The 12,180-nt window shown below is 32.0% G+C and carries 14 protein-coding genes; 4 read left to right on the plus strand and 10 right to left on the minus strand.

The genetic code is table 11. The features are described 5' to 3' along the window. Positions 1–114 precede the first annotated feature (114 nt). Positions 115–1,206 carry a calcium/proton exchanger gene (cax, locus tag QWC74_RS06205; protein ID WP_262942017.1) on the plus strand — a complete coding sequence of 364 codons (1,092 nt, stop codon included), beginning with the start codon at positions 115–117 and terminating at the stop codon, positions 1,204–1,206. A gap of 109 nt (positions 1,207–1,315) precedes the next feature. Here cax and QWC74_RS06210 read toward each other — a convergent pair whose 3' ends face one another. The 4 genes from QWC74_RS06210 to QWC74_RS06225 all read right to left on the minus strand — a co-directional run bounded on the left by QWC74_RS06210 (position 1,316) and on the right by QWC74_RS06225 (position 5,725). Next, complete coding sequence (locus QWC74_RS06210; RefSeq protein ID WP_006783901.1) at positions 1,316–3,220, minus strand: diguanylate cyclase; 1,905 nt, start codon at positions 3,218–3,220, stop codon at positions 1,316–1,318. Positions 3,221–3,359: 139 nt separating this feature from the next. Beyond that, a complete protein-coding gene (locus QWC74_RS06215) occupies positions 3,360–3,701 on the minus strand; it encodes a zinc ribbon domain-containing protein YjdM (protein ID WP_006783900.1) in 342 nt (113 codons plus the stop codon). A 205-nt stretch (positions 3,702–3,906) separates the two neighbouring features. After that, entirely contained in the window at positions 3,907–4,965 is a 1,059-nt protein-coding gene (locus tag QWC74_RS06220) for a nitrous oxide reductase family maturation protein NosD (RefSeq protein ID WP_006783899.1), read from the minus strand. Positions 4,966–5,509: 544 nt separating this feature from the next. Further along, positions 5,510–5,725, minus strand: a complete 216-nt coding sequence (locus QWC74_RS06225; RefSeq protein ID WP_006783898.1) for a hypothetical protein — start codon at positions 5,723–5,725, stop codon at positions 5,510–5,512. A 319-nt stretch (positions 5,726–6,044) separates the two neighbouring features. Between QWC74_RS06225 and QWC74_RS06230 the strand changes: the two genes are divergently transcribed. Further along, complete coding sequence (locus QWC74_RS06230; RefSeq protein ID WP_006783897.1) at positions 6,045–6,479, plus strand: hypothetical protein; 435 nt, start codon at positions 6,045–6,047, stop codon at positions 6,477–6,479. Positions 6,480–6,602: 123 nt separating this feature from the next. Here the strand turns inward: QWC74_RS06230 and QWC74_RS06235 are convergent, their stop codons facing one another. From QWC74_RS06235 to QWC74_RS06245, 3 genes are all read right to left on the minus strand, one after another. Then, the gene (locus QWC74_RS06235; RefSeq protein WP_229059698.1) at positions 6,603–7,769 is read right to left on the minus strand and encodes a sugar MFS transporter; all 1,167 of its coding nucleotides are present in this window, start codon (positions 7,767–7,769) and stop codon (positions 6,603–6,605) included. Positions 7,770–7,919: 150 nt separating this feature from the next. Beyond that, positions 7,920–8,237 carry a hypothetical protein gene (locus QWC74_RS06240; protein WP_006785381.1) on the minus strand — a complete coding sequence of 106 codons (318 nt, stop codon included), beginning with the start codon at positions 8,235–8,237 and terminating at the stop codon, positions 7,920–7,922. Then, positions 8,192–8,854 carry a conserved domain protein gene (locus QWC74_RS06245; RefSeq protein ID WP_006785382.1) on the minus strand — a complete coding sequence of 221 codons (663 nt, stop codon included), beginning with the start codon at positions 8,852–8,854 and terminating at the stop codon, positions 8,192–8,194. The genes QWC74_RS06240 and QWC74_RS06245 overlap by 46 nt, the downstream gene beginning before the upstream one ends. 124 nt (positions 8,855–8,978) lie before the next feature. On the opposite strand from QWC74_RS06245, the gene QWC74_RS06250 reads away from it, so the two are divergent. Beyond that, complete coding sequence (locus tag QWC74_RS06250; protein ID WP_006785383.1) at positions 8,979–9,497, plus strand: TetR/AcrR family transcriptional regulator; 519 nt, start codon at positions 8,979–8,981, stop codon at positions 9,495–9,497. A gap of 34 nt (positions 9,498–9,531) precedes the next feature. On the opposite strand, the gene QWC74_RS06255 is transcribed toward QWC74_RS06250, so the two are convergent. The 3 genes from QWC74_RS06255 to QWC74_RS06265 form a co-directional block, all read right to left on the minus strand. After that, positions 9,532–9,801, minus strand: a complete 270-nt coding sequence (locus tag QWC74_RS06255) for a phage holin family protein (protein ID WP_006785384.1) — start codon at positions 9,799–9,801, stop codon at positions 9,532–9,534. A gap of 23 nt (positions 9,802–9,824) precedes the next feature. Then, complete coding sequence (gene bsh, locus QWC74_RS06260) at positions 9,825–10,814, minus strand: choloylglycine hydrolase (protein WP_006785385.1); 990 nt, start codon at positions 10,812–10,814, stop codon at positions 9,825–9,827. Between the two features lie 139 nt (positions 10,815–10,953). Continuing rightward, entirely contained in the window at positions 10,954–11,730 is a 777-nt protein-coding gene (locus tag QWC74_RS06265; protein WP_006785386.1) for a pentapeptide repeat-containing protein, read from the minus strand. A gap of 119 nt (positions 11,731–11,849) precedes the next feature. Between QWC74_RS06265 and QWC74_RS06270 the strand changes: the two genes are divergently transcribed. After that, positions 11,850–12,122 carry a hypothetical protein gene (locus QWC74_RS06270; protein ID WP_009606618.1) on the plus strand — a complete coding sequence of 91 codons (273 nt, stop codon included), beginning with the start codon at positions 11,850–11,852 and terminating at the stop codon, positions 12,120–12,122. Positions 12,123–12,180: the final 58 nt, after the last annotated feature.

Genomic DNA, 12,180 nt, shown 5'->3' on the forward strand with positions numbered 1-12,180 from the left:
GAGTAGCTCATTATTTTAAACTCTGATACGTCTTTAAAAAATATAACTTAAATTTAACATCTTTAACTTTTTTATCAATTATTTTCCTAATTGGTTATTAGAATTTTTCAAACTGTGGATACTAGTATTATCTATAAAAATAGGAGGTTCATATTTTCAATGAAAATTCTAAAATATTTGCTTATCTTTGTTCCGATAAGCTTCATTGCTAAATTTATGGGCGTTTCAGATTCTTGGATGTTTATCTTATCTTGCTTATCAATTATTCCATTAGCTGGTCTCATGGGAGAAGGAACTGAAGAAATTTCATTTTATTCGGGGCCTAAAATTGGTGGATTTTTAAATGGGACGTTTGGAAATGCGACAGAACTTATTATCTCATTCTTTGCTTTAAAACAAGGATTATTCGAAGTTGTAAAATCTTCAATTGCAGGAGCCGTCATTGGAAATATCTTATTAGTTGTCGGAGCTAGTATGCTCGCAGGTGGATTAAAATACAAATCACAAAAATTTAATGTAAAAGTCTCTGATGTCTCATCAAGCATGTTATTATTTGCCGTGATTGGACTCTGTATTCCAGCACTTTTCACCCACACAGTTGATCCGGCACTACTCAATACCCGCTACGAAGGATTAAGTATTTTTGTTGCTATCGTGATGTTTATTATTTATGTTTTAAGTTTATTCTTTTCCTTTAGTACACACAAACATATCTATACCGAGACGGATAGTGGTGAAGAACATAAAGCAAAATGGTCGTTGCCAAAAGCTATTTTAATTTTAGTCATTGCAACTGTATTCATTGCAATAGAAAGTGAATTTTTAGTTAGTGGTATCGAAGCCATTACCCAAACACTTGGATGGAGTGAGTTTTTCGTCGGTATTATCTTAATCCCGATTATCGGAAATGCAGCTGAACATAGTACAGCCGTCGTTATGGCTAGAAAAGATAAAATGGACGTTGCTCTTGAAATTGCAATTGGTTCAAGCTTACAAATTATTTTATTCGTCGCTCCTATCCTAATTTTTATTAGCCAATTCTTCATCCCTATGAGTATCGTCTTCAATCAATTTGAACTTATTGCTCTGATTGCTTCAATTCTTATCGTCAACAAAGTAGCCCATGATGGAGAATCAAACTGGCTTGAAGGAGTTCAGCTACTCTCTGTTTATCTCATTATTGCCGCTTCATTCTTCATTCTATAAAAAATAGCTAGTGTCTAAAGACACTAGCTATTTTTTGTGGATAATAAAATCCCATCACTTATCCACAATTTCTGATTTTCAGATAAACATGACACTTTCATGATTACCTTTAAGTTGTAATTGTATTTTTACCCTGAGCTTTCGAATGATATAAATTTTCATCTGCGGTTTTTAAACTAAATTCATGCTGCCTAGAGTGTGCAATTCCTAAACTAATCGTAAACTGAATATTGGGACTCACAATCGTTTTGGCCACCTTTTCACGAATAGACTCTGCTAAAGCAAGAACATGTTCTTCAGATTTATCAACAGATAAAATGACAAACTCCTCGCCGCCATACCTAAATCCATATTCTCGTTTTCCAAGTTCCCCTTTAACCGTCTTAGCCAAACTCATTAATACCGCATCACCAACATCATGACCATAACGATCATTAATTTTTTTAAAATCATCAATATCAAATAAAATGATAGAATAATGACCTTTTTTTCTTTTTTTCAAAGCAAGATAAATTTTATCAAAGTATCGACGATTATATAGATTAGTAAGATGGTCCTTTCTATTTTGTGACACTAATCTAACAAATTTAAGAATACCGTAAATGATAATACTCCCTAATACCATAAAAATGCTCATATTGATTATTCTATATTGTATCGTTCTTTGTAAAATAAGGTCATTTTGATGAGACTGAATCGCATAAAAAATGTACTCATTTCCTATTCGATTTTGTTGAACGTCTGAAAAAGCAATTAATTTATCTGTCAACAGTTGATACTCATCTATGCGCCCTAACTCTTGATAAATAGCCAATAATTTGGCTATACTCTCTTTTTGAAATCCTAGAGACTCTCTTTTTTCAGATAACTCTAATAGTTCATGATATGTTTTAATTGCTTCATCATAATTTTCCTGATGATAATATAATTGACCTAACGTATTTAAATAATATAAATCTTTTTCAAATACGGTATAATTTTCATCTTGTTTAAATAATTCAGTCGCCTTTAGGAGGCTTTGATACGCATAATCTATATGCCCATAATAAATATCAACTTGTGCATAAATTAAATATCTTAATATCTCATACTCAATCGCAATTTCAGATTTAACCTTAGATTCATATTCTTTCATCAATCCAGTGTAAGCTATGACCTGTTCATAATCTTCCTGCATCAAACTGATTTGTGCCAAATTCTTATAAGCATATAATTTAAGATTATCACTTAAATCTGTATCCTTGACTACCATTTTTAATGCTTCTTGTATAACTTGTTTGGCTGCATCGTAATTTTCTAATATTTTAAAAACATTGCCAAGTTCTATTAAAATTTTCATTTTCGTTGCCTGGTCATGTTGCTGCTCTGCTAATTTAATTCCTTTTAATGCAGCATTAATTGCATCAGCATATTGATGACGTAAACAGTATAATGGTGTTTGTTTGGAAATCAAATACAGTAATGTTTCTTCATTTAACTTCTTTTCATACTTCAACACCTCTTCAAGCGTTTGTGTAGTAAAATGCTCACCTCTATCATTATTTATCGTTATCAATAACAACTCCCATACAGACTTAGCATGGTCATTATAATCTTCGATTTCAATATTATTAACACCAATCATGACATAATCTAAGGCTTGTTGATACCGCTTTGTATCCATCATTTGCTTCGCTAAATAGGTCGTCGTATATAATATTACAAAGGGATCTGTTTTTTCACTAATCAACTCAGTAACCTGATGATAATTCGCGATAGCGGACTCTTCATTACCTTCTACCTCATTCATATATCCCAAAGTGAAATAGTCCATTTCATCTTTACTTAATTTAACTTCTATCTTTTCCGAGTATTGTCTAAGTTGTTCTACGTCTAATACAACATTCTCTTTAATTGCTCGCTTAATAATCTCTAAATGATAATTCGTTTTTTCTCTTCCTATTATAAATAGAGTGATGATTCCAATGGATATAGCTAGTAAGAGAAATCCTAATTTCTTCTTAATATAGTCCACCTTCCCCTATCCCTAAAAAAATAACTATCTTTTCCATTGTTACACTTAATTTTACTATAAATCCCAACTATTTCAAAGTAAAGTTCTAACAATAAAAGCATCCTAGTTAATTAGGATGCTTCATCATTCTAAAAAATAATTAGATTTTTTTTACGAATTCAGATTTTAAACTCATTGCTCCAAATCCATCAATTTTACAGTCAATATCATGACCATTAGATGAATCATGAACTAAACGGATTCCTTTTACTTTAGTTCCTTGTTTAATCGCTGAAGAACTACCTTTTACCTTTAAATCTTTAATAACTGTTACAGTATCTCCATCCGATAAAACATTTCCGTTTGCATCACGAATCACGTTAGCTTCCGCTGCTTCAGCTTCTGCTTCTGGACTCCACTCATAAGCACACATTGGGCACACTAACATTCCTGCATCTTCATATGTATATTCTGAATTACATTTTGGGCAATTTGGTAACATAAAATCCATTCCTCCAGTTAATGTTGTAGCATCTGACTTTTCTTACAATAAAAAGCCAAATATATTCTTATATACTATCATATTCTGTACATATTGACAAACGGTGATTTGAACTGGAATCTGGTATCCTTCTCAATTAGTATGCGCCAAAAATTCGCTATTGATAGGGAACTTAAATGACCATTAAATCATTTTTAAATATTTACTAGAAATTCTTATAAAATAACTCTAGCAATCCCTTATAGCCGTCTGTTAAGTTATCTAGATTAATTTCCTGTATACCATTCGCTAGTGTATCACAAGTCGTATCATTTGCTACGTTATTCTCTCCAGTGGCAGAATAATTAACAACTGAAGTCAATGGAGTATTGCATCGTAATGTATTGGAGAATCCATTAACTAATATCCCTACATCATGAAATTGGCTTACCGTATTCTGTCTGGCATAATTTCTATTTCCCTGAATTAAAATCGCAGTATTATTTATATGTTCCACAACATTCTCTATAATTGAGCTATCGTTAGCTTTTAACATTATCCCATTCTTTGAATTAATCAATGTATTTTTAAATATAATTGAGTAATTTCCCTCGATCATTATTCCGATCTGATTAATGTTCGTAATCGTATTTAAACCAATAAAAAAACGACCTCTTTTCACTATAATACCATTAGATGAATTTTGAATAAGATTAGTATAAACAATATTTTTATCGGAATAAGTTGTGTTAATGTTAATGGCAAAGTTTCCATTACCGTCAAAGTAATTATTAGCTATAATATTTTCCCTAAAATCTCCGGGTCCCGCTAAAAAGCCACCTCTTCTATTTCCTTCTAAACTATTTTCATAAAATAAATTTTCTCTTCCAGACAATATAATCCCTTTATCTTGATTATTGTTTATCTGACATTGCCTTACAGTATTAAGATGCCCACTGATTTTAAATCCACTTCCTACATTACTATCAGATTTAACATGATGGAAGACATTCTTATCCCCAATTGATAAAATTCCTATTGTAAAGTTTTGAAAAGTCAAATTGGCTAATATAACCTCATTAGCATCAATAGTTATTCCGACTAACCCCTGATCAGTTCCATCAAGAATAACTTCTCCGTCACCAAAAATGGTAAGGTTGTCCACATTAATGAATAAATTCTCTCTATAAATCCCTGATTGAACTTGAATCTTATCTCCTGGACTAGCATTATTAATTGCTTCTTGAATAGTCATATCTGAGCCTGTAACCTCTATAGTTGCCATCACATTCCCTCCTTATAAACTTTTCCCTAGGACGAATTCAATACAGGTACAACACTTTCTCCTCAAATAGTTCGAATGAAAATTTCCCACCTAAACATTTTCATAGGCGTTGATGAATAAGCATCTACAAAATAAATAGGTATCTTTAATTCTGATTCAAGTTGTGAGTAACAAGCAACCCCTTCCCTCAATCACTATGTCGGTTTTAAAGATTTATAGATGATAGTTTTCATTTAATTGACTTAGCGCTTTGTACATTTCCATTTCTGAGAAATTTTATATTTTAATAGCGATGTAATAATGGATTTGGTGTTCTACAAATGATGATAAACAACCTTTACTTTAAATACGACTTGAAATAATCGTATCTATTGCCCATCACCATCAAAGGAGGATACTTGCTTCACACTATTCCTAAATCTTTTATGTTTTTCACTTCTTTAGAACGTTGATAAATCGACGTTCTAAAGTTAGTTTCTCATAATTTTCAAGGCTTTCCTGTTTATTTTAAACAACTTAAATCTTCTAACAAAATGCTCCATCATCAACGATAAATGGCATAAAATGAAATAATCCCTTTTAAAACTGTATTAAAAATCTGGTCTAGCGACTGAGTTAATGTTAAATAATATAGGGAAATGACTTCTTTGGATTTCTTCTCTGAACGATAATGAATTAAGTGTCTTTTCTTGCTTAATTCATCTGTGGACTCAGCCTGATACATCTCCTGAGTGTTTCGTTTTAATTCAGGAGAAATCATTGAGTCATTTATCTCACTAAATATCTCATTTTCGAAAGCACCTCTATAGGGGTCCCCTCGAATGTCTTAAGATGTCTATAACTTATCAATAAATTTCCTTGTTAAGAATTTGGTGTGGTAACTCATTCTATAACAATAATCTTATTTATGAGTTTTTTTTATGTTGCACTTAATATTAAAATCTGTCCTATAGTATCCTATGTCTAAATTCAAAATTAGACACTCTGTATCAGATTAAATATTCTTAGTTCTTTATTGGAATACCCTTCATTAAAATAGCAAATAATATTAAATATGAAATAGAAAGAAGGTTATATTAATGCCTAATCAAGATTCAATTAAACTATTAAATGAATGTAATTCTGGAACTAAAATGGCAGTTGAGAGTTTAAATGAGGTTCTAGAAAAAGTTAAAAATGAGAACCTACGTAATACTTTAACTACTTCTCTTGAAGAACATAAAAAATTCGGTGACTTAACACACCAAAAACTAATGGAAGCTCACGATTCTGATAAAGAACCCAACCCTATTGCAAAAGCAATGTCTTGGATGAGTACAAATGTTAAACTACTAACAGGTGATGTTGATGAAAAAATAGCCGATATCGTAACAGATGGATGCAACATGGGAATTAAATCTATTGCTAAATATCTTAACCAATATCCCGCTGCAACAAGCGATATCAAAGATCTTGCTAATCAACTCATTAAAATAGAAGAAAAACTACTACATGAATTAAGACCTTACTTATAAAAAAGAGCTAGTAACTGTACTATAACGCAGCATACAAAAATAAAAACAGTCATTTTAAGATGACTGTTTTTATTTTTATAAAGTTTTATTTAATCTAAAGTTACTACCCTAAAGAGTTAATATCTAGTTTGATTTTTTCAATTTTCTCGTTAAGCAAATAATTGAGAATAACATCACGATAAAGGCGATAAATAAAGTTAATGGAAATAAATTCAATCCAAATAATTCAGCTATCAGACCAAAGAATGGTGGTGTTAGTATAGTAGCTGCATAACAAGCCGCTATTTGTGTTCCCATAACAGATTGAGAAAGATTTTTCCCAAAGTTTTCAGGTGTTAAATGAATTAGGTTTGGAAAAATAGGGCTAATCCCCAGTCCAATCAGAAATAATCCTAAAATTGAGCTTTCTAAAGATAAAGGTAATAGTAATAATAAAATTGCTAATATGGTAATAAATTGACCAATTTTTATTAACTTCCAGCTTGATAATTTATCGGCTAAAATTCCTGATAATAAACGTCCTAGTGTCATCCCAATATAATATATCATAATTACTTTTGCAGCATGATAAGAAGCCATTCCTTTTGCATTTACGAGAAATGTACTTGTCCAGACAGCACATAATGATTCCATTGCACCTAATCCAATAAACGCGCCCCATACCCAACGTACTGATGGAATTTTAACTAATTCAGATAGTTTCAAGGGATGAGTCTTTTCTTCCTGAACATGTACTGATTCTTTGACCCTATTCCAAAGAGGAAGTGATATGATACAAATCATTGAAATAGCTAACTGAAAATAGAAAACATTCTGATAGCCGTTACGCCAGTCAGATTGATTAGATAAGGCCATAGACATCAAATAAGGACTAAACGAAACTCCTATTCCGTAAAAACAGTGTAAGAAATTCATGTGTTTAGATGAATAATGAAGAGCAACATAGTTATTCATAGCAGCATCAATTGCACCTGCACCTAATCCAAGTGGAATAGCTGATAAACATAACCATAGCAAATTATTTGATAAAGAAAACCCTAGTAATGCAATAGCTGTCATGGATGTACTAACCGCTGCTACCTTCCCTGTCCCAAACTTATTGATTACTCTTGCGCTTAATAAGCTTGAAATAACCGTTCCTACTGAAATTAATAATGAAATACAACTAACAGTAGAAACAGGTAATCCAAACTCACGATAAATGGCTGGCCATGCTACCCCGAGTAATGAATCAGGAATTCCAAGTCCAATATAAGCAATATAAATAATAATTAATAATATTGTTGTCATCATTATGTCCTCCCTATTTTGCTACTATACAACAGATTAATATTTAAAAAAATAAAATAATTTAGGATACCCATTTCAACTTTAGCCAATTCTTACTATAATCCGTAAAGCTATCTTTACTTGTTGAGAAATTTATTTTTTCATCGGTCATTATTCTTTAATTTGAACATCTTGCCAATTATCTAAATTAGTTAAGATTTCAGGGACATCACCAGAAAAAGCTTGACCAGCTTCTTCATCATTCATTAATGTGTACCTAAACCAAGCTGTCATATAACCATCAGCATGAGTTAGCATTTGGTCATGCTCAACATTCTTTCGTCTTCCCATAATGGTAAGTTGTTCACTTTCTACTCTGTTATAATTATCTATTAAAGATAAAAGAGGTGCTATTAACTCAGCATCAGACTTTCCTGTAGCTGCTACTTTAAAATAAGGGATTTTATTTTTGATACATCGTAGTCCCATTCAAGTGCTTGAGCGAGCTCTAAAGCTGTGGTACTTGCTGTATAGAGCGACGTAAATATGTTGCTATTATCAAAGCTTGTTACAGCATTAATTGCACCCACACCTCCTTGTGAATGCCCTGATATTCCAATATTACCCAAATCTATTTTGCCAAAAAAAATACTTTCGTTATCTTCATTTAAAGAAAGGATGTAGTTCAACATAATAGATGACGACTTACCACTTGCTGAATTTTTATCATCGTTTCCTACCACAATAAATCCCCACGAAGCCAAATGTTCAAATATTGCACCATACTTTGTATAGGGAACCCCTGTCCCATTTACTAACAAAACAACTGGATATGTTTTATCAGCCTTTTCCTCTAATTCTAACGGATACCATATTTTGTACTCCTTAAATAATTCTTCATTGCTATTAGCTTTAATAGACTCAACTTCATACTCCCCACGATTAGTATATTTCTTTTCAATCATGCCCACTGCATCAACTTGATTATAGTAGTTACTTTTAATCGGTCTTGAGCCTATGAACATAGCAATGATTAAAAAGACAACTATTAATAACAAGATAATTGTGACAACAATAAAAGTGTTTTTCATTAACCTAAAAACCATCGACAAACCTCCTTGACAATTCATTTATACATAGGTATCCTCTAACGGAGACAAATGTATCATCTACTAAAATAGAAAACAAGATATCTGGAAAAAATGAGACAAATTGGAGGTTTTGTATCACATGAAAAAAGAACAAAATAATTCATTTGTTAAAGAGCAAATTACTCATGCACTTTTAAGTTTAATGAAACATCACCCCTTTGAAGACATTACAATTACAGAGATTGTAAAACATGCACTGGTTAGTAGAGCTTCTTTTTATAGAAATTTTATAAATAAAGAAGATATTTTAAAACAACATTTGGTGAAATTAATTCAAGAATGGGGAACTGAGTTTGAGCAAAGTAAAAATCCTAATTTTGTCGAAAGTCTATTTGGTCATTATCTAAAATATGCTGAAACCTATCAATTACTTTATAAATGTGGCTTATCTTATTTAGTTTTAGATACGATTAAATCTGTATGTGGACCCAAGCCTGAACAAGAAAATATCCAGGCTTATACAAATGCATGGCTAGCTTGTGGCCTGTTTGGATGGATTGATGAATGGATCATAAGAGGAATGCAAGAATCTCCAATAGAGATGGCAAGATTAGTTGAATGGTCACAACAATCTAACAATAGTTCACCTATTAATTAAAAGAAAAAAGAGCTAGTTAACTAGCTCTTTTTTCTTATTTTTCATCACTCTGAACTTGAATCAATTGCTTAAATAACTGATGAACCCCCGTACTCGAAAGTCCTGAAAACATTCCCCCAAGAACAATATCAGGTGAAATTCCTTTATTAATCCAAACATTTAGTATCAACCCTAAAATAGCCATAATTAATGGAATATATTTATTCTGTACAAGAGTTAAACTATTTTTGATAACATCCCCCACACACAAACAAATTCCTACAATGACAGGAATACAGTAAGTTTGTAAAAAAGATAAATCCATCTTTAATCTCCCTCATATTTTACTTAATTTTGTTTCTGTACTACCAGTTTATCTTGATAAGGAAACACTTTAACTTCAGAGGCATCTAAATTCTCGTCAAATAAATGAATAGCATTAATTTGATTATTATTATAAGTGTTATAGTAATAAACGCCTGTCTCTAAACACATACAACTAGTACACTGCGTTTTCAAATATTGTTGGTGGCAAGTAACAGCAGTTCCTTTGATAACAGCCACATTACTTAAAATATGAAAAGTACTTGTTATTAAAGCATCTTCTCCTTTTTCTACTCTAATATGATTTCTTAGAAAAGCTGCTTTTACAAAACGAGATGAAGATGAAACATCTCCTGGTAGTCCGATTCCCCCAAAACCTTCTGAGTCAAAACTTAACTCCTGATGTCCCCACTTCACCTTATGCGGATTCGTCACTTGTATATTCATATACCGATTTAAATTTATGAGATGCCAATCGAATGTTGGAGCATTAGTTAAAACTCCCACCTTATTATTATAAATTCGAAAATTCCCCTTCGTTTTTTCTATTACAATAGACTGTCCTGTACGATCAGTTACAATCCAATGAACATCTACTGATACCTCTTTCCCTTCAAGCGACTCATTAACTAGATTTACATTTTTTAATCCGTCTTTTACTTCCTCAAGAGATTGAAAATTTGCTAAGATCCAATAAACAAAATCATAAGGAGCCACATTTATTTTATCTTTATCCAATACTTTACTCCATGAAGCATATTTAGGTAACTCTAATACAGCGCAAGCTAATCCCTTTTCATTCATCCCGTCAACTAATAAGACATGATTTTCAAACGTCGTAGACATTCCAACCATCGCGTATTTATTTTTCTTTTTTAGACTCATGATAGTATGAGTAAATGCATATGACCTCGGAATCAAAATAACAGCAACATCTAATAAAGCCACAATATCTAAATTTCTCCCTAATGCATGCAATCCATCTTGTGTCTTTAATGTAATAGCTGTACACATCTCTATCCTCTCCCTATATTCATTCAAAAAAAGAAGAAGCAACTTAAAAAGTACCTCTCCTTATCATATTATGAAAGCTATTAGTATTTTAGACTAACTGAAAAGTCAATTCAAAACCAAAGTCTAGCGAAAAATTATATTACCAGTGCGCAGGACGTGATAGCCAATTTGGAATTTTTGTCTGCTGATCTCCTTTGGCCACATTAATCTGGGATTGCGTTAAAAATAAACATTTATCAAGTTTAGCCCCCCTAATATCTGCATCTCTAAAATCTGCCGCAATAACATTAGCTCCACTTAAATCCTGATTCTTCAAATTAGCTGCAATTAATAATGCCCCTCTTAAATCCGAGTTAATTAGATTCTTTTTCGTTAAATTTTTTCCCATCAAATCTTTGCCAAGTTTCTCACCTGATAACGTTCCAATCTGACGAAGAATTTTATTGACCTCATCACGATATGATTCAATATCTAAAACTAATAATGAAGCGAGATCAAGATACGTTAACTGAACAATCTTCAGTCTCATCTCTTCAACCTCTTTCTTAAGTGAAATCGATACCTCTTGTAAGCTCGCATCTGTTAAATACCATAACATCTCGTGTAACTGACGCATCACAACAAAGACATCAAACATCTCAGTCTTAGATGATTGCTTCCAATCAATTCCCTTATACGTGACCTGTGCGACCTTTTGGCCCGCCCCAAAGCAATCATAAGCAGTGCATCCTTTTAAACCTTTATCACTTAACGACTCGTGAATTTTACAACTAAAGTCATCACTTAAATGAGAACACGGCTTCCCTGCAACCTTATCACTTGGAAAACCCTCAAACTTCGAAAAATAAAGTGCCACACAACAAAGACCGAAACAATTTTTACAATCAATTTTTAAATCCTTAAATTTATCACACATCCTAAACAACTCCTTAATCCTCTCACATAACCTACTTTTATTTTAACGTGACCTAGTTATAAATCCTAGTACTTTAAGCAAAACTATAATGAACACCTAATCTGAAAGGATGATTTCAAATGACTGATAAATACGATTACGTCTTTAAATGGATTAAAAACGCAACAAAGCCAGAACGTCATATTGATGAAGTTGAAGCTTTTGCTAAAAAACACCCTGTATTATTTATGAAATACCACAAGTTATTTAATCCTATTGTAAATCATAGCGAAACCGACCCTGAATACATTGAAGCTAAAGAAAAACTCATTAAATTATTCTCGGAAAACGAAGAAGATTTTAAACCAGTCTTAGATGCAGTAAAAGAAAAATTTAGCGGAAAATATTTTTAATTAAGGAGCCTCAGACTAGAGGCTTTTTTGATGCCATGACATTCTTTTCACTTTTTTA

This window comes from uncultured Turicibacter sp. (assembly GCF_938044715.1).
GTDB lineage: Bacteria > Bacillota_I > Bacilli_A > MOL361 > Turicibacteraceae > Turicibacter > Turicibacter sanguinis.